This is a genomic window from Olivibacter sp. LS-1 (assembly GCF_008245145.1).
Lineage (GTDB): Bacteria > Bacteroidota > Bacteroidia > Sphingobacteriales > Sphingobacteriaceae > Olivibacter > Olivibacter oleidegradans.
The window spans coordinates 1,470,327-1,494,848 of sequence record NZ_CP041643.1; the positions used below are offsets into that span (position 1 = coordinate 1,470,327).

Here is a 24,522-nt window from a genome sequence, read left to right on the forward strand (position 1 = left end):
TTTTAAGAAAACTCGTATGAAGCTTGAAAGTAGAAATTGAAAAGTGATAGGAGAGCTTTCTATTAGAAGACCGCCAACTGATATGCTGTTTTAATGTCAAGTACTATTAAAAAGAGATACAATGCTTTCTATATTTAAATCAGCGACTGTTCGATTTCCCATTGCGGAAATATTACATACCGATATGCATGCACATATCTTACCAGGTATTGATGACGGAGCCGATAATGTAGAAACATCCATTGCATTGATTCGGGGCTTAAGAACCCTAGGGTATAAGCGATTTATTGCAACACCTCATATTATCAGCGATTTACATCCCAATACCAAGGAAACTATTGAATCCGCTTTCCATAAATTAAAACAAGCCTTACTCGCCGAACAGATGGATGTCGATATTGATTACGCAGCCGAATATATGATGGATGAGATGTTCGAAGGTTTGATGGAACAAGGGCCATTGCTGAAATTAGCGGGTGATTATGTGCTGGTGGAAACCATGTTTATGGCCGAACCACCCAACCTAAGTACGGTGCTATTCGACATGCAAACGGCAGGTTATAAGCCAGTCGTAGCACACCCCGAACGCTACCATTTTGTCTTTAATAAGCCCGCAAAAGCGGAACGGATGAAAGATCGGGGCGCCTTACTGCAGATTAATGCCTTATCCTTGACCGGTTATTATGGTAAGCACGAGAAACATACCGCTATCCAGTTACTGGAAGCGGGGCTGGTGGATTTTATTGGGACCGATTTGCATCACGAAAGACATTTAAAAGTACTGACTAATTTTGTCATTGATCGGAAGGTGGCCGATTTATTGGAAAAAACCGCTTTTAAAAATAAAAGCTTAAAAACGGTATTGAATGAATAAGGGGTATCGCAGTCCCTTTGTTGAAAAAAGGTGGACGCTCAGCAACCAAGCTGAGCGTTTCGTTTTGTACTCCTTTTGATGCATTTGTACACGGGAGGGCTCTTTTCATACGTAAAAAGTAGATAGTCTCGGGACAAATCCAGCCATGAACTTTCAATAAGTATATGGATTTCCGCCGCACCTATAACGAATTGTAAATAATTTTTACCTTTACCATTATGTACAAAATAAAATATTTATTAACGATCCTATTTATTGGACTGACCTCGTTATCTGTAGTATATGGACAGTCCGTTAGCAATGATACCCTACGGGTGTTAGCCATCGGCAATAGTTTTTCGGAAGATGCAGTAGAGCAGTACCTATATGAATTGGCTGATGCCGCCGGGAAAAAGATCGTTATTGGTAATTTATATATTGGCGGTGCTCCGCTATCACTCCATTGGGAGAATATACAAGGCAACAAAGAGGCCTATCGCTATCGGAAAATTACGGCCGATGGCCTTAAATCAACACATGAGCAGGTAAGCATCTTGACAGCATTGCAAAGCGAACCCTGGGACTATGTCTCCCTCCAACAGGCCAGCCCCTTATCGGGTAAGTTCGACACTTATGTGGAGCCGCTTACCGGCATAAAACATTTCTTAGATAGCGTAGAAGGCGCTAACGTCAAATATATATGGCATCAAACCTGGGCTTATGCTCCTCATTCGACGCATGCGGGCTTTGCCAACTATGGGAAAAATCAGGAAGTAATGTATCGGGCAATAATGAAAGCGTCCGCAGAAGCCAAGAAGAAGTTCGGTTTTGATCTGCTGGTACCGTCAGGAACGGCCATTCAAAATGCGCGCACTACTTTTCTGGGGGATAATCTCACCAGAGATGGCTATCATTTGAATCTGCACATAGGTCGATTTATTGCTGCTTGTACCTGGTTTGAATCGCTTTTTGGCGAAGAGGCCCCAACTGATCGCTATCGTCCCGAAGGCGTCACGCCTGAGGAAGCGGAAGTGGCTAAGCAAGCGGCACATGCAGCGGTAAAAAGGCCATTTAAGGTTACGAAGCTGAAAGTTAAGGCACTTGAACAGGAAATTGCTAAGTAGGGATAAGTTTTAAGTTATATGTTGTAAGTTCTAAGTAAGGGTCTGCGTTACTGCCATCCTACTGCGACCCTTTTAGGGGGTAGAGTATAAGCTGGTTCCATTTGAGAGTGACGTATTATAGAAAAATAGATGTCCGAATACATGAGAACGTATCCGGACATCGATTGGGTCAACTCACTATCTGCCTAATGCAATCCGTATAGCTTCTTCCACCGGGCTGCACGCGCTGGTGCTACTGATATTGAAATCGCTCTTAAGTAACAGTGGGGGTTGTGCCATAAACTTCGGTACCAAACCACGATGCCGTTGAGCAGCATGAACCAGAAACGGATGACAGAGATATACCGTGCCTGCCTTTCCAATGGCGAGTGCTTCCTCTCTTGCCGGTAATTCCGATAGCTTTCCTGTCAATTCCATAAACGAGAAGCCCTTTTCACCTTCCGGTTCCAGTAATCTGGCAACATCCAAATGCGAACCTTTTAGGATTCGAGTAGGTGCATCCCGCTCGCTAACGTCCGAAAACAGAAATAGCATGAGTAGTCCTCGGCCTTTTGAATATACGTTGACACGAGCGGAGAAAAAGTCATGGGGATCATCACCGGGGAAACTCGCATCGACATGCCAGCCGGTGTCTCCCGAATCAACTTCCGATGGGAAGCGGATCGGAAAGGCGCCCATGCTCATGCAAGGGAGCCATTTCCCTTTACCAACCAATTGGTCGAACGCTTGGTGAAGAATAGCGGTATTGGCTGCTTTGATAAATGGCTCCTGCGTATACATGCCTAGCCAAACCACGGGTTGTGTCCAGGTACTACGGTCACTGGGATCGGCCGGAATATCTTTCCATAAGATACTTCTCGCTTCACGGGCAAGATCAGCAGAAAAGGCGTTGTCAATACGGATAAAACCGTCTGTAATAAATGACTGTATTTGTTGTGGATTTAAGAAGTTTTGCATAATGTTTATTATAAAAATTCAAACAATAAAGATTTTGTGCCGATGTGAGGCATTACACTTCAAGGATTGAAAATTTATATTATAGCATTACAGTCATTCTCATAGGGCAAATTTAGACAAATTCATCTTTTTTCACAAGCGCTAGGTCTCTATCATAAAAGCAAGAAGGTGTAGCTATATTAATCTCTTTTTCTAACGTTATTTACCAGCTTTCAATCTGTACATCTTGAATCTCTTTAAAATGTTTGTCTTTGGTTATTAGTGTAAGGTTGTGTTGTTTGGCAATACTAGCTATCCAGATATCATTTTCGGGAATAGGTTTTCCTTTTTTCAGGAGCGCAGCCTTAATAACAGCGTAAGCATCTGCGGTATCAATATCACCGCGTATAACATTACATTTACTTAGGAAGCTTCTAATTTGGGATAAATGTTTCTTCGGATTGGATGATCAGTAGGCTCCTAGGAGTAACTCTGCCAAAACCACGTGCGGAATATCGACTTTTTCCCTGTCACTTAGTTTCTTAATAACTATCGGATTTCCTTTGAACAGTTCAATGACTATATTTGTATCTAGTAATAAATTATTTCCAGTCGTCGGGATTTATAGTTTCACAAGACTCCTCTATAGCCTTTTCAATTTCCTCAGCCTCTTCTTTGGTCCATATGCCGGAAAACTCACTAAATGCAGATTCAGTTCGATTTTGTTTTTTTGCTTTTACTTTGTTCTTCTTCAGAAAGTCCTCGAGCGCCGATAGCGTAGCCTCGTTTTTTATTTTAAGCACTTCTTCAATGACATGTAACTTCCTAGCCTCGGATAGCATAAATAACCTCCTTCTGCCACCATTTATTTGTAGCTTAATTACAAAAATACAAAAACCATCTTAAATTGAAGAACGTAGCAGAAAGGACATGATATAAAGTTATATAATATTACAAAAGGGTACCCTTGTCTAAACCAAGCTACTTACACGTATGATGAAACGAAGAATTAAGACAGCATAACGATAAAAAAAATAAAAATAATTTTGTACTAATTGGTAAAGTATTTATATTTGCAGAGTCAAAAGGAAAATAAGATGGCAGGAAGACCAAAAATATACGATGAAGAAGCGGTGCTTGATAAGGCGATTGGGGTCTTTTGGGAAAAGGGCTATGAGAACGCTTCGGCGGACGATTTGCTGAAAGCGATGGGTATTGGAAAAGGGAGTTTTTACTTCGCCTTTAAAGGGGGAAAACAGGAACTCTTTGAAAAATCGATGAAGCGCGTAGCCGATCAATATTTCCGGGATTTCCGTAAGGCAGTGATGAGCTGTGAAAATCCCATTCAATTGATCAGGGAGTTTTTCTTCTCGTTGGCCGGTGCCGAGTCGCCGGTTGGAGAACGCGGCTGTTATTTTGGTAACGCCCTGGTGCAGATCAGTGAGAGCGATGCCGGATTGAAAACAGTTGCGGCTGAAAGCCTTGGTTTGTTAGAGTCTATTTTTCAGGAAGCTATGGTGAGAGGAAAAGAACTGGGATTATTAAAAAGCAGCTATGAGCCAGCCTTGCTTGCAACTTACCTGATCAATTTATGGAATGGCTTTAATGTTACCAAACGCATGGTCACTGATCCGGAAAAACGGCTCGCATTGATGAAAATGAATTTGGAACCGATTCAATAAAAAAATTTAATTAAAACTGTACTAAATAGTACAAAATAACTAGATTAAAATTAATATTCACCTCAAAAATCAAACAAAAATGAAACGCAAAGCAACAGCCGTATGGAACGGCGACATCAAATCAGGAGCAGGTCATTTAACTACCCAAAGTACGGCCTTAAACAAAACACAGTACTCGTTTAATAGCCGGTTCGCCGAGGGCGTAGGTACCAATCCGGAAGAATTGTTAGCAGCAGCACATGCCGGATGTTTTACCATGAAGCTCGACCTGGATCTTACCCAAGCAGGTTATACCGTGGACGAACTGGAAACTACTTCTACCATTACACTTGACAACGGCAAGATTACGCTGTCGGAACTAAACCTGCAGGCAAAAGTACCGGGAATCACCGAGGAGGAATTCCAAAAAATAGCCAAAAACGCAGAACAGACCTGCCCGGTAAGTGGGGCTTTTAGTTTCGAAATTAAACTGAATGCAACGCTGATAGCTTAAAATTAGGGAAAAGCCTCCTGTAGATAATAAGGAGGCTTTTTTAAAGCTTTATTTTGTACTGAATAGTAAACAATTAATTTTAAAAATAGACAAATGAAAACATTAAAAACAATGATCGTATTGACTGTGGCAGCTATAGTCTCTTTCAATGAAGCAAAAGCACAATCTCCCCTTGCAGATCAGGATCCCCGTATCGATCCGCAGATCCGTACCTTTTTAAAGGCCTTGAATAACAGCGGAGGAAAGCCCGTGGAAGCACATTCACCGGCGGATGCGAGACTGATTCTAGTGGGTGCTCAAAAATCTGTGGATGTAGATTATTCGGGCATTGAAGAATCGGAAAGAATGATTAGTCAGGACGGTTATGATGTGAAGATTCATGTAGTTAGACCCGAAGGAGCGTCCGGCAAACTACCGGTCTTTATGTTTTTCCATGGAGGTGGATGGGTTTTGGGCGATTATCCTACGCACCGTCGTTTAGTGCGCGATTTGGTTGTAAAAAGCGGAGCAGTGGCCGTTTTTCCGGACTATACCCCTTCACCGGAGGCGCATTACCCGGTGGCGATTAATCAAGCTTATGCCGCAACTAAATGGGTGGCAGCGCATGGTGATGAAATCAATGTAGACGCTACTCGACTGGCAGTGGTTGGTAACAGTGTTGGCGGTAACATGGCCGCCGTGGTTTCCTTGATGGCCAAAGACAAGCAAGGACCGAAGATTCGGCAGCAGGTATTGCTGTGGCCGGTAACCGACGCTGATTTTAGTCGCTCTACTTATAAAAAGTTTGGTGAAGATCGATTTCTGACGACCTCGCTAATGAAATGGATGTGGGACAATTATACAACAGATCCTAAAGAAAGAGCGGAAAAATATGCAGCGCCCATTCAGGCCAGTCTGGAAGAGTTAAAAGGTTTGCCTCCTGCTTTGGTGCAAACTGCGGAAAATGACATATTAAGGGACGAAGGAGAAGCCTATGCCCGCAAGATGAGTGAAGCGGGCGTACCCGTTACCTTGACCCGCGTACAGGGAATGATCCATGATTACGGCTTGCTCAATCCCATTGCTCACGTGCCGGCTGTACAGAGTGCGTTGCTACAAGCGGCAGCGGTATTGAAAGAATCGCTTAAATAAAGTTCTCTTGAACGAAGTGTACTCAAAAATGGAGTCACTTCGTTTTTATAACATTTAAAGTTATAGACCTTAAGGCCTGGACATTTGTGCTGTAGCGTTCATCAAATTCGCGGCATCATACATTTTATGTACATAGACAGGGTAGCTGTTTTTTTTTGCATGTAATTGCAAACGTAGTTCATCAACCAGTCCACCTTCTTCCACTTGCTCGCGGGATTCAAAACCTACAAAAGCGGAGTCTAGCGCGAAGTGAAAGGAATCCCGTGTTTCGTCATCTACGTGCCGGACAATCGTACTATCTAATAACTCATAGCGCACCGTATTCAACGGCCGCAGGCAGACTAAAAACCCTTCTTGTCGAACGATGCGATCTGCTGCTTCAAAGTCTTGTTGTAAAGCATATTGAAGCAAACGGTGCTCATTATCGATTCCAAAACGTTGTTGCAGGCCTCCCAATTGCTTGCCGGTTAGTGTGAGTGTCGCATAAGCAACTGCCACTACAATGGTCATCAGTAGTAAAGCCACTACCAACTCAATGATAGTAAAAGCGGCTAACTTAAGGTGTTTCATGGCTTTTCTTTTGAATGATTTTTCGATAGCTGGCTAATGACTTCTCTTGCTTATTGAAGGCTTCCAATTCGACCAGCAATAATTGATCACTTCCTTCATAATCGGTTACTCTTTGTTGTATTTCTATATCGTTTTCTAGCTGGTAGGTGTGATCCTGCGGGTTTTCTAACCCGCTACTTGCCTCGCCTGCTAAGACCATTAATTGCTGCTGCAAACGTAGCTTCGGACTGCTGGAACTGTTAACGATGCGTACATAGGTCATGGTAGCGATACCAAACACCACCATAATAACTACCAAGGCAACAATAACCTCCACCACTGTGGAGCCCTGTAATTTCTTCCGAACTTGGTTTGCTTTTAGTGTAACCATTTAACAACTCCTCCTTTCCCCGCTGTTTGTAAGAGTGCGCTTTCCAGATAATGGCGCGAACGTTTCGTATAATTGATGACGGCATCCAGCAAAAAATTGTCATACAGGGACGATGATGTTTGCAACACGAAACGTTGGCAAGTGACACTTCCAAAAACGGAACCTTTTAGCTCCAACATACCATCTGCATACACCTCACCGTGAATTTCGCTTCCCGGTTCCATTCGAATGCGGTTCATAAAGTCCGTGGCCGAAGTGGCAGCTACACTAAACACCACGCCGTGGATTTTGGCATCTTTGTGAATGACTATTTCCGGTGTGAATTCCTGTACGCTATTTTCGGTGCGCCTTTCAATAAGTCCAAGTGCCGACGGATAAGGAAGTTCGACATTTTCTTCAACGAGAATGGAGTCTTGAGCAAAGGCCTGTAATGTGCCTTTAAAATCCTTTGCAATCTTAATTTTAGGTGCGATAAAGATGGCGTGTTCTATTTGGGCCGAGCTAGGCAGATATATAGCTCGCTTGGATACCACCACCACTGCCCCTTTCAAACTCAGGTTCTCCAGCGAAATCGAATCTTCGCTCGAGAGAATAAGTGGCTTTTGGTAAAAGCTTCTGTTTACAGAATCTTTTAGGGTATAAAAGGAAAGGACCGAATCGCTTCGGTTTTTCAAGCTGTCGTAATTCAACAGTTTAATCTGTTCAATCAATGCAGTATTGAGTGCGGGCAATTTCTTCTCACTTTTTTTGATATCGCCGTAAACGGTGGTGTCACCTTCATACGCTTTATCTTCGATATAGGCTTTTCGTATACCGGCCGGTGGCAAATAGGCTGTGCCGCGAACGACTGATTTACCGGAGATAGATAAGGGGCGATCGTCGTCCTTTAAATAAAGGGCATAAGCTTTGTCGTTTTGAATGGCATTGCCCTTTAAAAATACTTTCTTCAGGGTATCTATTCCTTCAAAAGATTTAATTATAGCAATTTCATACAGTCCCCACGGATAATGTTGTAAACTTATGCTATCTGTTTCTTCTTTAAATAAGTCTATTAATTCTTCTTCGCTTGCTTTTTCGGCATAAACTTGACTGAGAAGCAGTGCTGTGCCAGACTCCAGATTCCGTTCCAATTTCAATTTGCGGAGGAGTAGTGAAGTTTCGCTACGGTTATAGCGTAACAAAAGGAGCATCAAACCCAATAGAAGTGCCATAATAGTCGCTATACCTACTACGCTCAATAAGGCTCCGGCTTTTAGTTTACGAGGTTGATGCATGTACAAATATAAAAAAAGAGCAATAAGCAAAGCACGTCGGAATGAAATGATTTCAGGTGTTAGAAGAAAAATAATAGGTTAAATGGCTATCAAAATTTTACATAAAATATTTAGTGTTAAATATAAATAGTTGGAGAAATAGCTGTTCGTTAGCTAAAAAACTGGCCTCAAAACCTTCGGATAGCATTATCTAAGTAATGGCACACCCTTAGAAAGAAGGTTTTAAGCCAGGAGTTTTTGGTTACTTTTTGCGGAAAAAAGTAACATGTAATTGAATTAAGACACGTTTAGGTATAATATCCGATACCCATGTAGATTATGTTACATATAATTACTATGCGGTAAAGCTCGATAAGGTCAAAAATGAATTGGCAGCCATAAGAAAAGGCCATTAGTCATAATCAACAAATTAATTTATTAACATTTTTTGCGAGAGTTATTTTTCTACTCTATATTTAGCACGGAATAAAGGATGCCGCGTCTGAAAAATAACCTTTACTTAGCGAATATTTGGGAGCGGCTGTGTTAAAATCAACGGAAAAACCTATGCGGAAGCGATCAACCTTTAAGTTTAAGCGTAAACTAAAAGCTTTTTCTTTGACAGAAGTGCTGGTGGTATTGGTCATCATCGGTATCCTGGTGTTATTGGCTTTGCCCAATCTGATGCCGCTGATCACCCGTGCAAAAAGCACGGAAGCGAAAGTGCAGCTGGAACATGTGTATACCTTAGAAAAAAATCATTTCTTCGAACGTTCAAAATACAGTACCGACTTAACGGATATTGGTTTTGAACAAGAGAAACTGACAACCGATGGCGGACAGGCTAACTACCGAATCGAAATTGTAGATGCCGGTACAACTACCTTCCTGGCCCGGGCCACTGCCGTCGTAGATTTCAACGGCAATGGTACCTTCAACGTTTGGGAGATTGATCAGGATAAAAACCTAAAGGAAACGGTTAAAGACTAGCTTTGAACTTGAGTTATGCAACCCCTCTTTGTGATATTGATTCTATTGGCCTTATCCTATATGGCTTGGCAGGATTTTGCCGATCGGGCGATCGATTGGTTTTTGTTTCCTGTTGTGGCAGCGTTACTGGTAGTCAATAGTATTCTCCTGCGCGCTTTTGCCTGGAATCACTTGCTGGTCAATATCGGACTGTTAAGCGTACAGCTTGCATTGGTAGCCCTTTATTTTAAGCTTAGCCGCGGGCAGCGTTTATTTGCCGGGCAACAGCTATTGGGCTGGGGCGATATTCTTTTTTTTCTTGTCCTTACCCTTGCCTTCTCGCCGCTTAATTTTATTCTATTCTACATTGCTAGTCTACTACTTACATTACTGTTCTTTTTGATTTTAGCGCTGGGAGGCCGAAAAGTACACAGTATTCCGTTAGCCGGTTCACAGGCCGTCATCCTGATTGCCGTCTTTCTGATCGATATAAAGCAATGGGGACTTTATTTATATAATGATAATCTTTTATTCAACTTCCTAAACCATGCCAACGTCCACCTCCCTTGATACCTTCGTATTTCTTCCAAAGGATATCCAGCTGTTAAGCGTGGAGCAGGCTTGGTATTACCGGGCAATTCCCAAAGGGCAGGACGGTTATGTGCTTTATTATTCAGATCATTTAGAAAACAAACCCGCCTTGTTGGAAGAGCTGGAGATGGTGTTGGGACTACCTGCTAAAGTTGAGGTAATAGATACTGCCAGATTGAATCACTACCTCCATAAATACTATTTCCGCGAGGAGCAATCCGCCCAAGGAGCACAAAAGGAAGAAGCTTATGCAGGGAGCTCCGACGATTTTTTGGTTGATCTCATTGCAGAGGCGAGGAAGCTGAAAAGCAGCGATATCCATTTGGAAATTTATGAAGAGCGCTGCCGGGTGCGGATTCGTATCGACGGTCAGATGATCGAGCGCTACAGCTTGGATAAAACCGAATATCCCGCCGTAGTTAATAAAATAAAGATTCTTTCGGGGCTCGATATTGCGGAAAAGCGCTTACCGCAGGACGGGCGGATCAATTTTGTGCATGGCGACCTCAAGTTTGATATCCGGGTATCCATTTTGCCGACCTTGCACGGCGAAAAAGTAGTCATGCGTTTGCTAAGCAATGATGCTACGAATATCGACTTACACAGCTTGGGTTTTTCTGAACCGGATTTACGCAATTATTTGGAAGGTGTAAAGCGCCCGAATGGTATTGTGCTGATCAGTGGGCCTACGGGCTCGGGTAAAACGACGACGCTTTATGCAACCTTAAAACTACTGAATCTGGATACGCGGAATATTCTCACCATTGAAGATCCGATTGAATATACATTGGAAGGAATCAACCAGGTACAGTTGAAAGAAAGTATCGGTCTTACATTCGGTGCGGCACTGCGAACATTTTTGCGACAAGATCCGGATATTATTATGGTAGGCGAGATACGGGATACCGACACCGCCACCATGGCCATCCGCTTGGCTTTAACAGGGCACTTGGTCCTTTCTACGATCCACACCAATTCAGCATGGGGTACGATCTCCCGTTTGATCGACATGGGGGTGCCACCGTTTCTATTGGCAAATACCTTGAATACTTCCGTGGCACAACGCCTCTTACGGATCCTTTGTCCGCATTGTAAAACGGAGGAAACTTTCGATACTGCTCTCTACCCGCAACAATTCAAAGCTTTTTATGAGGTGAAGAAGCATTGTGTGGCGAAAGGTTGTAACCATTGTTTTCATACCGGCTACAAAGGTAGAAAGGCAGTGTACGAGATTATTCCGATTGATCGAAATCTATCGGAAAAGATTAAAAACAATGTCTATGATGTCAGCGAAGAGTTGCACGAAAGAAAGCTTAAAACATTGGCAGAAAATGCCTTCGAATTATTTGCCGCAGGCGAAACGACGATAGAAGAGATTTATCCTTTACTTTTTAATTTTTGAGCATTTGGGAAAGAAATATTTACACGAAAAAAGAAAAAGCTGGGTTGCATATGTGCTGGGGATGGGGCTTTTGTTCCTATTGCTCCAAGCATGGCCGTCCAGTCTATGGGCGCAGCAAGCAGATCGTTTGACGCGTTACGAGCAGCGCCTGCATGAACTGGCCGTACTATCGCCCGGTCTGGCCGAGAAGGTCACACTATCGGTTGCAGGCGCCAGCTTACAGGAATTCCTGCGAGCCTTGGCCGAAACTTCTAACACCAATATCAATGTGGATCCGAACTTGCAACTACGGGTTTACAATAATTTTCAGGGAGAAACACCTATCAATATTCTCCTGTTCATCGCCAAAGAATATAACCTCGATTTAGGTTTCACCGGAAGCATCATCTCCGTGACGGCCCTTGACCCCTCCAAGGTACGTCAGCCTGCACGCCCCGTGCAAGCTACTTATGATGCTGCCAATAAGCTGATCAGCTTGTCGCTTGAGAACGATAGCCTGGTGGTGGTTGCCCGCACGATTACGCAATTAACCGGTACGAATGTGATTGTGACGAATGATCTACAGGGCAAACAGGTGAGCTTATTTGTGCAGGGTATGGAGTTAGGCGCCGCTTTACGCCAGTTAGCATTTAGCAATCAGGTGAAGCTGGCAGAAACAGCCGGTGGTTCCTTTGTATACTTACCGCTAGGGCCTAACGAGGAGAACTTTATTAACGGCCAGTCAGAACTGAGCACGCGTCGTCTGCCGATCCAGCAAACGCCTTCTGATGGTAATCCGCAGTTTTTTCTTGATGCCACCGATAATGGCTCGGGCGCTAAATTACTGAGCATTGAGGCGCAAAATACCCCCATCGATCAGATCATAAAGAATGCAGCTGCGCAGGTGGAGGCGAACTACTTTCTTTTCAGTGGTTTGCAGGGGAATGCGACCGCTAAGTTGACAAACGTAGGTTTTGATCAGCTGTTAACCTCACTTCTGAGGGGCACTGTCTATACCTTTAAAAACGATAATGGGATTTACCTGATTGGAGAAAGGCGCTTAGAAGGTCTTCGCGAAATTAAAGCCGTACATTTACAACACCGTTCGATCGATACCGTGCAGGCTATGATTCCGGCCGAGTGGAAACAAGGCGTGGAGATAAAGGAGTTTCGCGAGCAGAATACACTCCTCTTAGCCGGATCTGCTCCACAGGTCAATGAAATCGCTTCCTTGGTAAAGCAATTGGATGTGTTGGTGCCTATGATTTTAATTGAAGTCAATATGCTGGATGTACGGAAAGGGCATACCATTAGTACAGGCATTACCATGGGCGTCTCCGACTCCGTTCGAACAGGAGGTGAATTGCTTTCATCCAATGGTACCGATTTTACCTTTGGTGCCCGTTCCATTAACGATTTCTTGTCGCGGATCGGTACTGGATCTTTTAACCTCGGGCGGGTTTCACCCAATTTTTATGTACGCTTAAGGGCTTTGGAAAATAACAATAATGTGGAGATGCGTTCCGTGCCTAAACTCTCAACGCTCAATGGGCATTCAGCTGTGCTAAGTATCGGAAGTTCGCGTTTTTATAGTGTGTCAACCCAGAATCAGATAGGTTCTTTGACGCCACAGAATATTGTTACCCAGCAATTTAACGAGATTAAAGCAGCTACCACCATCAAAATCAAGCCGATAGTATCGGGGGATGAACAGGTGACATTAAATATTACGGTTGACATTTCTGACTTTACGCAGGATACACCGATCAACCAACCACCGCCCACCTCCACCAGTATGTTCGAATCGATTATCCGGATACGGAACGAAGAGACGGTGGTATTAGGTGGTATCGAGCGCTATGAAAATGCCGAAACAGGTGGCGGCGTGCCGCTCCTGTCCCGTATACCGGTGTTGAAATGGATTTTTAGTAATAAAACAAAATCAAAGAATAAAGTGGTGTCGGTGGTGTTTATTAAGCCGACGATTATTTATCAGTAATTAAAAAGCTTGCCTCCCGCAGGGATGGTAAAAATTACTAAAAGCTGATAACTGACAGCTAACAACTCTAAAATGTTTAAAGAACAGCTCCTTTCATATGCCCGCCATATCCCGCTGCTAGCAGCGGTGGAAGCTACTTTTGCCGAGAAAGGACTGCTCATGCAATTGGTGCTGCTAAAACGAAAAGGGAATGCCATTGAAGTTTTACGGAGAGAAGGCGATATTCCAACCGTGGAGAAACTACTAAGCATCCTGCCTAAAGGAGTGCCTATTGCGCTTTCGCTAAATGGTAAGGGGATTATCCATCGCTTTGTTAGAAGCGTGGATCTCAAAGATGATATGGATCTACTTCGTTTGATTTTGCCAAACGCTAAAAAGCAGGATTTTTATCTACAAAAGAATTCACAGAGCGTGATGGAAGTACTCTCGGTTATCCGCCGAGATCGTTTGGATGAGCTATTACTACACGTTGCAAAAATACAGGAGCAGCTACTTTCCGTAAGTTTAGGACCTTTTCACATAGCAAGTCTATTGCCTGCCGTTGTTAAAGAGGGGAGCGAATTGCTGCAAGTGGCCCGGCACCATTTTGAACTAAAAGAAAATGAAATAATTTCCTATCAATGGGAAGAGGCGGAACAACCGGGACGCATTATACGGATTGGCGATGAGGAAATGAACGAACGCTTTTTAGTTGCCTTTGCACTCGGTTTTCTCGTGCTCAGCGAGATGCCTATGGCAACCTTAGCCGTAGATAGCCTTGCCGGTAGAATAGAAGATAAACGACAAGAATGGTTTTTTAAACGATCAGCGCTTCTATTGGGTGTCTTTTTCTTATTGATCTTATTGTTAAACACCTTCTACTTCTTACACTATAATGGAAAAATGGCGGATACCAGCTTGAGTGACGTCTCTTTGCTAGATAAGGAGATTAAGCAGCTGAAGGATGTGCTGAAGGGTCAAGAGCAATTGGTTGAAGTGATTAACTACACGGAAAGGGGCGATAAAGAACCGCTGAGCTATATTGCCGATCAGCTGGGCGCTTCGGTGCCCAAATATATCAGCTTAGATGAATTGAACTTTTTTCCGCAGGACGAAATTGCGAGTAGAAAAGAACGAAGGCCAAAATATCAATCCGGATTGATACGCATTACAGGTACAACGGAAACTATAGGCGCCCTCAACCATTGGGTAAAAGTGATAAGCATGATGAGTTTTAGCAAAGAGGTTGCCTTGGTAGACTATAAATACGATGAAAAGCAGGAGCGGGGGGTATTTAACCTTAAATTGATTTTGCGATGAAAGGATTTTGGACAACATATACCTGGCAGCAGAAAAACAAATGGCTATGGTGGGGTGCCCTGCTGTTCTTGTTCGTCGTCTATCAGATGAGCATCAAGAAAACATTGGAGTTACGATCGGCCTATCACACAGCCCGTGCGGCCCAGGCGAATTCACAACAGAAGGAAACCGAGCTGTCGCAGCTTAGGGCACGGATGCAAAAGGTTGGCAGCGCGGGTTTCGTGAACGCTTCGGATAAAGGCAATGCGAAAGTGAACATGTTAAATATTGTGGCCTCTGCGGCAGAGAACAACGGGTTGGTGATTAAAGACGTACCACCTACGAAGGCCGTCACTGCAGAGGGACTGACCGTGAACTATGATGAATATTGTTTGGTGGGGAGTTATAATGACCTCCTGCAATGTTGGTATGAGATCGAAAAAGGCAAGGAACTGAATTTAGTTAATGTCGCTTTTCGGAAGGAATTGAATGCGCTTACAAGAACAGCCGAGTTGAAGATGTATTTAACAACGGCTTATGTGGCGGGGGATTAGTTGCTTGTTATTCGGTTAACGCAAAAAAATTAAGATAATGAACTGTAAAATTAACGTTTTCATCCTGTTCATAGGATTGCTTTTCACAGCCTTTGGTTGTAAAGAGTTTTTGGAAGAAGATATTAAAGATAGGCAGGTAACGCTCCTGTCGCCGGGCAACCAGGCACAGATCCCTACCTATACCGTTACCTTCTTATGGGAGCAGCTAGACGATGCCTTGGAATACCGCTTGCAGGTGGCATCGCCCGATTTTGATTCGGTATCGCTATACCATGCAGATACAGTGGTAACCGCGCCGAAGTTTACGTTGAGTTTAGAGCCGGGTATCTACCAGTGGCGGGTACAGGCCCGTAATGGTAGCAGCGAAACGGTGTATACCACGCGCGCTTTTGTGATATATGAGTCGGACCTAAGTAAGCAGGTAGTGGTGCAAACCGATCCTGCAGACCAGCTCCTAACCGCGAATACCGCTTTGCGCTTTGGGTGGCAAACCCTATTCGGTGCTACAGGTTATCGATTGCAGATCGATACGAATAACTTTACCGATCCCGAAAATCTTTTATACGACAGTGTATTGGAAAGTACGGGGCATAATTTTACTATACCAAAAGAACAGGTATACCAATGGCGGGTAAGAGCGGAGTCGGACACCTCGCAGTCGCTGTGGTCAACCGTTCGCCAATTTACATACGACAGAACACCTCCTGCGGTGCCTACAATGACCGCGCCAGGGAACAATGCTTCCGTGCCAAGTTCCGTTACCTTACGATGGGAGGCGGTAAGCGATGCAGTGAAGTATCAACTGTATGTATATAAAAGCGATTCAACCACGCTGTATAGCTCCACATATCCCCTAAGCTTGGAAGGCACCAGTCATAATTTTACAAGCAGTAGTATCGGCGAACGGGTGATATGGCGCTTACGCGCGACAGATAAAGCAGGGAATACCAGTGGCTATTCGAGCTACCGAAGTTTTATGATCAATCAGTAATGAAGGTGAAGAAGAAACTAACCATACCACTTTTACTATTAGTACTCCTGATATGGGGCTGGATCTTCTATAAAATCATCCAAGCCACAGAAGATCCTATTTTACCGACACCGGTAATGGCAGCAGAAAAAAAATCGATGCCCAAGACGAATTTAACGGATACGATCACGAGCTTTAAGCCAAAAGGAGGCTACCGCGATCCGTTTTTGTCTGCCGGGGCAGAAGCCGAACCGGAAGTAATAGAAACAGGCGAGGTGGTTGAAAATTATAATCCACCACCTCAAGAACCTTATATCGATTGGGGCATGATTAAGTATCTCGGAGAAGTGACGAACGCAAAAGCAAAAAAGAGCGTCATTTTGATGGGACTGAATGAAAAGGATTTTATGATAAAAGTAGGTGAAACAAGGGAGGGAGTTACCTTGTTGCAAAATACACCTACTTATATTAAGATAAAATATCAAGGACAGGAGAATGTAATGACGAAATAATTAGTTAAGGAATTGTTGAGTTGTTAAATAGTTAAGTAGTTAAGTAGTTAAATCGTCGGGTTGTACGTTACGAGCTGTGAGCGCGACCATAGTCTACGGTCTTGATACTTATGTCCTGATACTAAACAAAAAACAATGAAATTAAATTTTACACTGATTATCGGAATCTACCTGCTATGCTTCTCCCTCCCTTCTTATGGGCAAAAGGAATTATTGGAGGCGCTCCCCTATAAAAATAAAGCGACCATTCGTCATGCAGATGGTTCTTTTCAAGTCGCGGAGCTCAATGTAAAAGAAAAAGTAGAACAAGCAGACCCAAAGAAGATCTATGCTTGGTATCTGCGGGATAGTATACGCTATACACAGGGCGCTTTTAAGGGCCGCGTTTTGCACGGCGCCTATCAGGAGCTATATCCGGACAAAAGTTTAAAGGTATTGGGTGCTTATTATAAAGGCTTGAAAACGGGCGAATGGCGTTACATGGATCCGAACGGTACACTTCGACGGTTATCGACCTGGTACTTGGGAGAAGAAAACGGGAAATATGCACTCTATGATGAACAGGGACAGTTAAAGGAAAAAGGGCGACTGTTCAAAGGGCGTAAGGAGGGAGTCGTCACTACCTTTCATCCGCAAGACAGTGTGCAGAAGCAATATACCAAGTTCAAGCACAATACCGCTCAGGAGAAAGCAGTAAGTTGGTTTGATAAGGCTAAATTGTTTTTAGGCTTTTAAGAACAGTTAAAAGCCTAAAAACAACCAAAATAAGCTCCTTATTTCTTTTCTTCTAACATCTCAATACGCTGTAGCGCCTGCTCCAGTGCTTTCTCTAAACGAATCTGATGGAGCGTCATTTCCTCTATCTTTTGTAATAATTTAGTGTTAAGAAGCCCCAGTTCCACACCATCCTGTTGCATTTTCGCAGCTGGTTGAATTTCCGGTAAATGCCCATGCCGTGCAATGAATTTTTCCACCTCTTTTAAAGGCATCAGGCTATAGTCTTTATCAAACACAAAATCGGCACCGGTCGTATTAACGACCACCTCGTTTGCCCGTATAGGCCCGTTCACATCCAGTTTATAACCGTTAAACTGTTGATAGAGCTTACCGATCAGTACATTACCAAATTGATTAATCACCATACGGTCAACCAATCCGGAGCTAGTACCGGTTGCAAAACGTAAGTCAGATTCGTGGAATGATGTTTTACCCCATTCTGAAAATGCATAAATCTTAGCAGTAGCGTTGAGGTCATAATGTTTGGAAAATACGATACTCCCGGTTTCACCGACATAATCTTCTGCTTTGCCGTTATAAGCGATACGAATCACAGGATTGGTGCTAGGGGATGCATTGCTCCCGAGAACATGCAGTAAAAAGCCCGGAGTGGTAGTGCCGATACCTATTTTAGCGGCTGTAACAGTGTTGGTTTGGCTGAAGCCTTTTATGCTTAGCAGCAGTAATAAGGCACTGATAAAAAGTTTAGGTGTTGTCATTGTTTTAATAGTTAATGGTGTTTAATCTTTTAGCTGTCTGACGATTCTGTTAGTGCAATCACGGATTCAAGGAATAGGTTCAATAAATTACACAACTATATAGCAAAGCTATAAAAAATATGAAATAATAGAAATGAGAACAACCGACATCTAATGCTGTCTCAATTCTTAGTAGTGTGGAAAATTCAAGTATAATTCTTGTTTGAAATATTTACTTATTATATTACATTTACTTTAAAATTAACTTAAATCTATTTTACATGATTCAAAATCAGTCTCTCAGGGGAGCTTAAACTGTAGGCTTACTGTCTTGATACAATAAAGAATTACTTTCATTGCTTTGAGGAGCATTTAGTTCTAATTACATACAATTTTATCAATAATGAAAAAAGTCTTTTTGTTAGCCTTCGCTTTTTTGTGGCAATTCTCATCCTATGCTCAAACAAATAAACTTCAAAGTACAGGCAATGCTGGTATTGGCACGATTAATCCGGAAATGCCGTTGCACATTCTAAATGGTACCGCTACTACTACTTATCCGTCTGTCACGAGCCGAGGTGATGGAGCTATACTGGTTGAATCGTCTAATAATGCTTTGGAATTTGGTACGGCAAGAAGCATAAATGCAAGGCGCTCTTGGATATTAGCAAGACATTCGGATTTAACGGGTGTATATGGAATGTATTATAGCGATCTACATCTTCAGCCCGATATTGGAAATAAGACCTATTATAAAGGAGTATCAATAGGTTATAGCACACAAACAGCGGTGTCTTATGGTACTTATCTTGCCGTTAACGGAAAAGTAGGTATCGGAACCACTGCTCCCTCCGAAATGCTGACTGTCAACGGCACCATCCGTGCAAAAGAGATCAAAGTAGAAAGTGGCTGGGCCGATTATGTTTTCGACGAAAATTATAAACTCATGTCCTTAGCCGAAACCGATCAATTCATTAAAAAGAATAAACACTTGCCAGGTATCCCAAGCGAAAAAGAAGTCAAGGAAGAGGGGGTCAGTTTAGGAGAAATGAATAAAAAGCTGTTGGAGAAGATCGAGGAGCTGACACTTCACATGATTCAACAGCAGGAAAAAATAGAACAGCTTGAAGCTAAATTAGAGGGTTTAAATTAACTGTAAATGATATGTTTGATATTAAATCGATTGCCAGTTCATTATTGCTTTTTGGGATACTTTCTTATTCATATGCTCAAAATAAGTTAACTGTTCCAGATACCAGAGCAGTTGTAACTACGCCGACTTCCTATGCACAGAGCTTCGAAGTCAATTTCAAACAAAGCACAACGCTAGGACTTCCGGTCGGAAACTTTTCAACGGTCGTGGGGCTCAGAGGTTGGTACAACGATTCCGGAGGGAAGTCACATGAGTTAGCTTTTTCCAATAGCGACCTTTATTACCGTTCCGGTTTTAATAGCGGTTGGGAAGTTTGGAGAAAAATCTTAGCAGAAGATATCAATGGAAACATAGGAATAGGTACGACGAGTCCTGTCTCCAAACTGGATGTACGGGGAAGCATCAATGCGTCTGACTATATCCGTTCCCAAAACCCAGACAACAACGAAGCGGTTGTTTTTTTGGGATGGCTGAATAACGTTCCTAGACTCCGCATAGGTGGCACAGGTGTAGGCTCTGCTAACGGATTCGATATTCAACTCTCAGGAGATGTCAGTGTGATGCGCTTACTTGCGAATGGAAATGTTGGTATCGGAACTACTACTCCCAGTACCAAGTTGGCAGTCAACGGCACCATCCGTGCAAAAGAGGTCAAAGTAGAAAGTGGCTGGGCCGATTATGTTTTCGACGAAAATTATAAACTCATGTCCTTAACCGAAACCGATCAATTCATTAAAAAGAATAAACACTTGCCAGGTATCCCAAGCGAAAAAGAAGTCAAGGAAGAAGGGGTCAGTTTAGGAGAAATGAATAAAAAGCTGTTGGAGAAGATCGAGGAGCTGACCTTGCATGTGATCACACTTAACAAGGAATTAAGCGAAGTAAAGCAACAACTTAAGGAACGGGAAAAGTAGGCTTTATTGCCTATTTTCTCTATCCAAAACTTCCGCCCATTTGGAAGAGAGGGAGATACATGGCGATTAAAATAATCCCTACTACGAAACCTAAAAAGATAATAATAAACGGCTCCAGCATGGAAGAAATCAAAGCGGACTGGTGTTCAATATCGTCACTGTATTGCGTCGCAATTTTACCAAAGAAGTCGGTCAACTGATTAACTTCCTCGCCTACTTTAATCAGCGAGATGAGCTTAATGTCGTAGATTGGAAAATTACGCAGGCTTTCATGTAAACTTTTGCCTTGTAGAATGTCTTTTTCTATCGTTTCCAGCGAAATCTCGATGGGGTAAAAGCCAACCATTTGTCGACTTAACTGAATAGCGCGAATAAGCGGAACTTTCGAGCCTGTTAATAAAGACATCGAATTGCAGAAACGGGCTAAATAAATCTTACGGATCATCACGCCAAAAATAGGCAACTTCAAAAGCACCGAGGCGCTAGCTTTTCGTAGCCACTCTTTCTTCCGCTGTAAATATAGCCAGGTAATCACACCGATGGCAATCAGCAAAAACAAAAAGGCATATTTTCGCGTAAAGTTAGAGACGTCAACGATTACCTGCGTAATGGCCGGTAGATCGCTTCCTGATCGTTTGAAAATATCACCGAACATGGGCACAATGAAATTCATCATGAAAAAAATAGCACCGATGGAAGTGGCGGTAACGATCGCCGGATACATCAGCGCTCCGGTAATTTGACGTTTCTGCTTTAACCGCTTACGGTAGAACAGTGCCAACTCTTCCAATACCTCACTGAGCTTCCCCGTTTCTTCCCCAATTTGGATGCTGTAATACTCATAAGGCGTAAAATCTTTATGTTGTTGTAATGCCCCCGAGAGCGAGCCGCCTTCAACAATATTTTTCTTAATCTGCTCTAATAGGTCTGCTTCCTTGTGTTTTTGTAGTTGTAAAATAAGTAACTCCAAGGCTGATTTGAGATCAACACCGGCTTTAAGCAAGATAGATAATTCATGGTAGAGCGATTCCTTTTGTTTATCGCCCATGATGGCGAAAAGGCTGATGTCCTTGTTCAGGAATTCAAATACATTGGCTGCGGGCTCCTTCGAAACCGCCGTTCTGTTAGGAACTTGTTTGAACTGGTTGATGTTGATTCCGGCCATAGTTTTCTGTATACAAACATATTCATTATCGATAGGAAAACAAAGAGTGTCTTGTCAGTTCCATAAGTTTAAAATTAATTCGCAGTTTATTTTAAATTTAGATTTTATTCTTACTTTTATTGTATGAATTATTCCTAAACCGGATAATCTTTTGACTAAACTTATTTTCAAAAACAGAAAAATGATGTACGTTATGAGAATCACGTTTTTAGCAGCCTCCTTTTTGCTGCTCATACCTAAGCTATACGCGCAGACAGACATTAAAAGCGGTGGCAGTTATATTTGGAATATCACCGATGAGCCGAAAATCTTTAGTGGTAAATTACAACTATCCTTCGTAAGCCATAATCAAGGTTTTCCGAGTTACGGTACTGTTCTTGCCGGAGGTGGATACTACAACACACAGGATGGCGGTGCATTTCAACTCTATATTCCTTATTCAAGTACCTATGGCGGAAATGCGCCTCGTATTCGGATGGGTTTATACAACAACCAGGGGTGGAGCGACTGGGCTACTTTTTATACTTCCACGAATGCAAATTCGGCAACCAGCGACTGGAAAGCGAAGACGTTGTTGGTATACGATAAAATTGGTATCGGAACAACTTCACCACAGGCTGCGCTAGCTGTTAATGGTAATATTCTGGCCAAAGAGATCAAAGTAAAGGCTGATATTTCCGTCCCCGATTATGTTTTTGAACCGGATTATAAAGTGCTTCCGCTATCAGATATTGAAAAGTTTGTAAAAGAAAATAAGCATCTTCCGGAAATTCCATCGGCTAAAGATATTGAGAAAGACGGCTTAGATCTTGGAGCTATGAATATGGCTTTATTGAAGAAAGTAGAGGAATTAACGTTGCATCTCATCGAACTCAAAAAAGCCTATGATGATCAACAAAAACAAATTGAAGCGTTGCAACGCAAGTGATTAGATTGCGTGCTATTCCTAAACTGGATAGTTTAGACCGTATTTTATTTAAGTCAGCCGAAATTAGTATTAGTTAACATGAAAAATTTTACGAAAAAAATCCTAGCTCTTACATGCATACTCATGGGATTTCACTACGCTATTGTAGCACAAACCTTAGGTTCTGCCCAAGGAAACTTTCTGGAAATCAATTCCGTTTCAGGTAGTTCCTCCAATACTTTTTATAATAAGCGTTGGTTGGTACGCGACGCGACAGGTGCAGATTGGCTAACGGCAAGGTTGCATGACGGAATTGGTATTGATATATCTTTTTTAACTCCTATGTCCAATACCCGAACCTGGTGGGAACGTGATCCCTATCACAATATCCAATCATGGGGGCATGGAGCCGAAACCTATATGACGCTAAAAAACGGCCATGTAGGAATTGGTACAATCGATCCGACTTCAAAGCTTTCTATTGCCAGTATCAGCAATGGCTGGTTAATTGCCAGCAAAGCAATGGCGGTAGAGAAAGATCATATCAATGGAATTCAATTACTCAATGGCTACCCAAATGATACCAATAAATGGGCTGCGATTGCAGCAATCGCAGAAGATTTGCATAGCAATAATACAGGTTTGGCGCTCTATTCCAGTGCTGCCGAGCGGATACGGATTGCCGGTAATGGTAACGTAGGTATTGGTACCAGTACACCCAAAGCCAAGCTAGCCGTGGAGGGTAATATCGTAGCTCGAGAAATAAAAGTGGTTACTAACATTGAAGCACCCGACTATGTCTTCGAACCGGATTATAAAATGCTTCCATTGACCGAAGTTGAAAAATATGTAAAAGAAAATAGGCACCTGCCCGAAATTCCATCGGCTAAACAGATAAAGAGAGACGGCTTGGACTTAGCGGAAATGAACCTGTTACTGTTGAAAAAAGTAGAAGAACTCACTCTACATCAGATTGACCTTTTGAAAGAGCTACAGCAATTGAAAAGTGAACTGAGTAATCACCTGAATGAAAATCATAATAAATAGCATAAAGGGATACTGATCTAATTAAAGCCTTAGCCTCATCGTCTTATACAAGCTTATTATAATTTTATCAACATTTTTTTGATATCTCATTTTTCTTACATATTTTTATCTTGATTAACAATAACTTAAATCTATTTGATATGGTAAAATAACCGAACCTGTTTTTGTATGCCTAAAGGTGTTTTTTAAACCTCAGAATAAATTTTAACGCTTATGCGCTAACAAGGGCATATTTTGCCTAGTGGCGATCAGTTTATGTATGGGTACTTTTGAGTACCAAAGGACTCTTATTGGCTATAACCTAGATGTTATGATTAATCGGGAATCAATTTATAACTAATGACCTGAAATTTTTAACTATTGTTGCGCATAACTCAGTATTGTCTGGACCAAGCAGTAAAGGCCTACCCATGTTCCGTTGCGATTGATACTATATAAAACTAAAATAAAACGAATTTATAAATAAAACAGTACTAAAATGAGACATCTACTCCTATTTGCCCTATTATTATTCGGTATGGGCGCCTATGCACAAAACACCTTTCCATCCAGCGGTAATGCCGCTATTGGCATTGCGCCGGCGGCTGATGTTCCGCTATTGGTGAATGGCCTAATCCGTGGCATCAGCGGCGGACTTCAGATCCAGAATCCCGGGAGTGCTCCTAATGGATCCTGGATTACCTTGACTAGTCCTCGTTCGGCGCCTGGTCTGGCCTTGGCAGAAGGAGATGGCAATGGCAATATCGCCCGCCGGTGGGATACCTATGTAAAAGGCGGAGCTTACCACATTGCCGATAATAACTTCAGCACTACACAATCACGACTCACCATCACCACAGCCGGAAATGTAGGCATCGGAACGGCAACACCCTCCAATCTTTTGGAAGTAAATGGAACAATACGCTCAAAGGAAATTTTGGTGGAAAGTGCCAACTGGCCAGACTATGTTTTCGAAGATAATTACAAAATGCAATCACTTGCGGAAATCGAAGCTTTTATCAAAGAAAATAAACACTTACCTGGCGTGCCCAATAAGATGGAAGTAGAGGAGAACGGAGTCAGTCTTGGAGAGATGAATCGGAAATTATTGGAAAAGGTAGAAGAGCTGACTTTGCATTTGATTGAGGAAAAGAAAGAGCGTCAAAAATTAGAAGAACGACTTTCGGTAATAGAACAAAATAACAGAAAATAAGCA

At 42.5% G+C, this 24,522-nt stretch carries 26 protein-coding genes and 1 pseudogene; 19 read left to right on the forward strand and 8 right to left on the reverse strand.

The features are described 5' to 3' along the window. Nucleotides 1-121: 121 nt before the first annotated feature. Complete coding sequence (locus FKG96_RS06030) at nt 122-874, forward strand: tyrosine-protein phosphatase (protein ID WP_149105237.1); 753 nt, start codon at nt 122-124, stop codon at nt 872-874. A 218-nt stretch (nt 875-1,092) separates the two neighbouring features. Next, a complete protein-coding gene (locus FKG96_RS06035; protein ID WP_149105238.1) occupies nt 1,093-1,977 on the forward strand; it encodes a DUF4886 domain-containing protein in 885 nt (294 codons plus the stop codon). A gap of 177 nt (nt 1,978-2,154) precedes the next feature. Here the strand turns inward: FKG96_RS06035 and FKG96_RS06040 are convergent, their stop codons facing one another. From FKG96_RS06040 to FKG96_RS06050, 3 genes and pseudogenes are all read right to left on the reverse strand, one after another. Continuing rightward, entirely contained in the window at nt 2,155-2,934 is a 780-nt protein-coding gene (locus tag FKG96_RS06040; RefSeq protein ID WP_149105239.1) for a phytanoyl-CoA dioxygenase family protein, read from the reverse strand. A gap of 202 nt (nt 2,935-3,136) precedes the next feature. Continuing rightward, nucleotides 3,137-3,358: pseudogene (locus FKG96_RS26975) on the reverse strand (PIN domain-containing protein); the annotation flags it as partial. Between the two features lie 157 nt (nt 3,359-3,515). Further along, entirely contained in the window at nt 3,516-3,755 is a 240-nt protein-coding gene (locus tag FKG96_RS06050) for a hypothetical protein (RefSeq protein WP_013665127.1), read from the reverse strand. 255 nt (nt 3,756-4,010) lie between these two features. Between FKG96_RS06050 and FKG96_RS06055 the strand changes: the two genes are divergently transcribed. From FKG96_RS06055 to FKG96_RS06065, 3 genes are all read left to right on the forward strand, one after another. Continuing rightward, a complete protein-coding gene (locus tag FKG96_RS06055; RefSeq protein WP_246860246.1) occupies nt 4,011-4,595 on the forward strand; it encodes a TetR/AcrR family transcriptional regulator in 585 nt (194 codons plus the stop codon). A gap of 79 nt (nt 4,596-4,674) precedes the next feature. Beyond that, nucleotides 4,675-5,088 carry an OsmC family peroxiredoxin gene (locus tag FKG96_RS06060; protein WP_149105241.1) on the forward strand — a complete coding sequence of 138 codons (414 nt, stop codon included), beginning with the start codon at nt 4,675-4,677 and terminating at the stop codon, nt 5,086-5,088. A 93-nt stretch (nt 5,089-5,181) separates the two neighbouring features. Next, entirely contained in the window at nt 5,182-6,219 is a 1,038-nt protein-coding gene (locus FKG96_RS06065) for an alpha/beta hydrolase (protein ID WP_149105242.1), read from the forward strand. A 69-nt stretch (nt 6,220-6,288) separates the two neighbouring features. On the opposite strand, the gene FKG96_RS06070 is transcribed toward FKG96_RS06065, so the two are convergent. From FKG96_RS06070 to FKG96_RS06080, 3 genes are read right to left on the reverse strand one after another with little or no spacing between them, the layout of a single operon-like run. Continuing rightward, complete coding sequence (locus tag FKG96_RS06070; RefSeq protein ID WP_149105243.1) at nt 6,289-6,789, reverse strand: type II secretion system protein J; 501 nt, start codon at nt 6,787-6,789, stop codon at nt 6,289-6,291. Continuing rightward, complete coding sequence (locus FKG96_RS06075; RefSeq protein ID WP_149105244.1) at nt 6,776-7,159, reverse strand: hypothetical protein; 384 nt, start codon at nt 7,157-7,159, stop codon at nt 6,776-6,778. Before FKG96_RS06075 ends, FKG96_RS06070 begins: the two co-directional genes overlap by 14 nt. Continuing rightward, entirely contained in the window at nt 7,147-8,433 is a 1,287-nt protein-coding gene (locus FKG96_RS06080) for a hypothetical protein (RefSeq protein WP_149105245.1), read from the reverse strand. The genes FKG96_RS06075 and FKG96_RS06080 overlap by 13 nt, the downstream gene beginning before the upstream one ends. Nucleotides 8,434-8,979: 546 nt before the next feature. Between FKG96_RS06080 and FKG96_RS06085 the strand changes: the two genes are divergently transcribed. The 9 genes from FKG96_RS06085 (at nt 8,980) to FKG96_RS06125 (ending at nt 17,401) form a co-directional block, all read left to right on the forward strand. Next, nucleotides 8,980-9,402, forward strand: coding sequence for a type IV pilin protein (locus FKG96_RS06085; RefSeq protein WP_130854336.1), 423 nt, complete (start codon nt 8,980-8,982; stop codon nt 9,400-9,402). Between the two features lie 15 nt (nt 9,403-9,417). Further along, a complete protein-coding gene (locus tag FKG96_RS06090; RefSeq protein ID WP_149105246.1) occupies nt 9,418-9,951 on the forward strand; it encodes a hypothetical protein in 534 nt (177 codons plus the stop codon). Beyond that, entirely contained in the window at nt 9,929-11,374 is a 1,446-nt protein-coding gene (locus FKG96_RS06095) for a GspE/PulE family protein (protein WP_149105247.1), read from the forward strand. Before FKG96_RS06090 ends, FKG96_RS06095 begins: the two co-directional genes overlap by 23 nt. 4 nt (nt 11,375-11,378) lie before the next feature. After that, nucleotides 11,379-13,352 (forward strand): type II secretion system protein GspD, encoded by a 1,974-nt coding sequence (locus FKG96_RS06100; protein ID WP_246860247.1) that lies wholly within the window; start codon nt 11,379-11,381, stop codon nt 13,350-13,352. A 72-nt stretch (nt 13,353-13,424) separates the two neighbouring features. Continuing rightward, nucleotides 13,425-14,651, forward strand: coding sequence for a hypothetical protein (locus tag FKG96_RS06105; protein WP_149105248.1), 1,227 nt, complete (start codon nt 13,425-13,427; stop codon nt 14,649-14,651). Next, on the forward strand, nt 14,648-15,184 hold the full coding sequence (locus FKG96_RS06110) for a hypothetical protein (RefSeq protein WP_130854332.1): 537 nt from the start codon (nt 14,648-14,650) through the stop codon (nt 15,182-15,184). The genes FKG96_RS06105 and FKG96_RS06110 overlap by 4 nt, the downstream gene beginning before the upstream one ends. Before the next feature lie 37 nt (nt 15,185-15,221). Continuing rightward, the gene (locus FKG96_RS06115; RefSeq protein ID WP_149105249.1) at nt 15,222-16,175 is read left to right on the forward strand and encodes a hypothetical protein; all 954 of its coding nucleotides are present in this window, start codon (nt 15,222-15,224) and stop codon (nt 16,173-16,175) included. A gap of 5 nt (nt 16,176-16,180) precedes the next feature. Then, the gene (locus tag FKG96_RS06120; RefSeq protein ID WP_130854330.1) at nt 16,181-16,666 is read left to right on the forward strand and encodes a hypothetical protein; all 486 of its coding nucleotides are present in this window, start codon (nt 16,181-16,183) and stop codon (nt 16,664-16,666) included. 135 nt (nt 16,667-16,801) lie between these two features. Beyond that, nucleotides 16,802-17,401 (forward strand): toxin-antitoxin system YwqK family antitoxin, encoded by a 600-nt coding sequence (locus tag FKG96_RS06125; RefSeq protein WP_130854329.1) that lies wholly within the window; start codon nt 16,802-16,804, stop codon nt 17,399-17,401. A 38-nt stretch (nt 17,402-17,439) separates the two neighbouring features. Here FKG96_RS06125 and FKG96_RS06130 read toward each other — a convergent pair whose 3' ends face one another. Next, nucleotides 17,440-18,162: a hypothetical protein gene (locus tag FKG96_RS06130; protein WP_130854328.1), complete on the reverse strand. Its 723-nt coding sequence runs from the start codon at nt 18,160-18,162 to the stop codon at nt 17,440-17,442. Nucleotides 18,163-18,544: 382 nt separating this feature from the next. On the opposite strand from FKG96_RS06130, the gene FKG96_RS06135 reads away from it, so the two are divergent. Beyond that, the gene (locus tag FKG96_RS06135; RefSeq protein WP_130854327.1) at nt 18,545-19,294 is read left to right on the forward strand and encodes a hypothetical protein; all 750 of its coding nucleotides are present in this window, start codon (nt 18,545-18,547) and stop codon (nt 19,292-19,294) included. 11 nt (nt 19,295-19,305) lie between these two features. After that, on the forward strand, nt 19,306-20,208 hold the full coding sequence (locus FKG96_RS06140; RefSeq protein ID WP_130854326.1) for a hypothetical protein: 903 nt from the start codon (nt 19,306-19,308) through the stop codon (nt 20,206-20,208). A gap of 19 nt (nt 20,209-20,227) precedes the next feature. Here FKG96_RS06140 and FKG96_RS06145 read toward each other — a convergent pair whose 3' ends face one another. Further along, on the reverse strand, nt 20,228-21,373 hold the full coding sequence (locus FKG96_RS06145) for a type II secretion system F family protein (protein WP_130854325.1): 1,146 nt from the start codon (nt 21,371-21,373) through the stop codon (nt 20,228-20,230). Nucleotides 21,374-21,566: 193 nt separating this feature from the next. On the opposite strand from FKG96_RS06145, the gene FKG96_RS06150 reads away from it, so the two are divergent. From FKG96_RS06150 to FKG96_RS06160, 3 genes are all read left to right on the forward strand, one after another. After that, nucleotides 21,567-22,301 (forward strand): hypothetical protein, encoded by a 735-nt coding sequence (locus tag FKG96_RS06150; protein WP_149105250.1) that lies wholly within the window; start codon nt 21,567-21,569, stop codon nt 22,299-22,301. A gap of 123 nt (nt 22,302-22,424) precedes the next feature. Continuing rightward, a complete protein-coding gene (locus tag FKG96_RS06155; protein WP_149105251.1) occupies nt 22,425-23,327 on the forward strand; it encodes a tail fiber protein in 903 nt (300 codons plus the stop codon). A 478-nt stretch (nt 23,328-23,805) separates the two neighbouring features. Continuing rightward, entirely contained in the window at nt 23,806-24,519 is a 714-nt protein-coding gene (locus tag FKG96_RS06160) for a hypothetical protein (RefSeq protein ID WP_130854323.1), read from the forward strand. Nucleotides 24,520-24,522 lie beyond the last annotated feature (3 nt).

Coding starts and splice junctions, on each gene's coding strand:
- FKG96_RS06030 (WP_149105237.1), top strand. CDS start 122: ATGCTTTCTATATTTAAATCAGCGACTGTTCGATTTCCCATTGCGGAA.
- FKG96_RS06035 (WP_149105238.1), top strand. CDS start 1,093: ATGTACAAAATAAAATATTTATTAACGATCCTATTTATTGGACTGACC.
- FKG96_RS06040 (WP_149105239.1), bottom strand. CDS start 2,934: ATGCAAAACTTCTTAAATCCACAACAAATACAGTCATTTATTACAGAC.
- FKG96_RS06050 (WP_013665127.1), bottom strand. CDS start 3,755: ATGCTATCCGAGGCTAGGAAGTTACATGTCATTGAAGAAGTGCTTAAA.
- FKG96_RS06055 (WP_246860246.1), top strand. CDS start 4,011: ATGGCAGGAAGACCAAAAATATACGATGAAGAAGCGGTGCTTGATAAG.
- FKG96_RS06060 (WP_149105241.1), top strand. CDS start 4,675: ATGAAACGCAAAGCAACAGCCGTATGGAACGGCGACATCAAATCAGGA.
- FKG96_RS06065 (WP_149105242.1), top strand. CDS start 5,182: ATGAAAACATTAAAAACAATGATCGTATTGACTGTGGCAGCTATAGTC.
- FKG96_RS06070 (WP_149105243.1), bottom strand. CDS start 6,789: ATGAAACACCTTAAGTTAGCCGCTTTTACTATCATTGAGTTGGTAGTG.
- FKG96_RS06075 (WP_149105244.1), bottom strand. CDS start 7,159: ATGGTTACACTAAAAGCAAACCAAGTTCGGAAGAAATTACAGGGCTCC.
- FKG96_RS06080 (WP_149105245.1), bottom strand. CDS start 8,433: ATGCATCAACCTCGTAAACTAAAAGCCGGAGCCTTATTGAGCGTAGTA.
- FKG96_RS06085 (WP_130854336.1), top strand. CDS start 8,980: ATGCGGAAGCGATCAACCTTTAAGTTTAAGCGTAAACTAAAAGCTTTT.
- FKG96_RS06090 (WP_149105246.1), top strand. CDS start 9,418: ATGCAACCCCTCTTTGTGATATTGATTCTATTGGCCTTATCCTATATG.
- FKG96_RS06095 (WP_149105247.1), top strand. CDS start 9,929: ATGCCAACGTCCACCTCCCTTGATACCTTCGTATTTCTTCCAAAGGAT.
- FKG96_RS06105 (WP_149105248.1), top strand. CDS start 13,425: ATGTTTAAAGAACAGCTCCTTTCATATGCCCGCCATATCCCGCTGCTA.
- FKG96_RS06110 (WP_130854332.1), top strand. CDS start 14,648: ATGAAAGGATTTTGGACAACATATACCTGGCAGCAGAAAAACAAATGG.
- FKG96_RS06115 (WP_149105249.1), top strand. CDS start 15,222: ATGAACTGTAAAATTAACGTTTTCATCCTGTTCATAGGATTGCTTTTC.
- FKG96_RS06125 (WP_130854329.1), top strand. CDS start 16,802: ATGAAATTAAATTTTACACTGATTATCGGAATCTACCTGCTATGCTTC.
- FKG96_RS06130 (WP_130854328.1), bottom strand. CDS start 18,162: ATGACAACACCTAAACTTTTTATCAGTGCCTTATTACTGCTGCTAAGC.
- FKG96_RS06135 (WP_130854327.1), top strand. CDS start 18,545: ATGAAAAAAGTCTTTTTGTTAGCCTTCGCTTTTTTGTGGCAATTCTCA.
- FKG96_RS06140 (WP_130854326.1), top strand. CDS start 19,306: ATGTTTGATATTAAATCGATTGCCAGTTCATTATTGCTTTTTGGGATA.
- FKG96_RS06145 (WP_130854325.1), bottom strand. CDS start 21,373: ATGGCCGGAATCAACATCAACCAGTTCAAACAAGTTCCTAACAGAACG.
- FKG96_RS06150 (WP_149105250.1), top strand. CDS start 21,567: ATGAGAATCACGTTTTTAGCAGCCTCCTTTTTGCTGCTCATACCTAAG.
- FKG96_RS06155 (WP_149105251.1), top strand. CDS start 22,425: ATGGGATTTCACTACGCTATTGTAGCACAAACCTTAGGTTCTGCCCAA.
- FKG96_RS06160 (WP_130854323.1), top strand. CDS start 23,806: ATGAGACATCTACTCCTATTTGCCCTATTATTATTCGGTATGGGCGCC.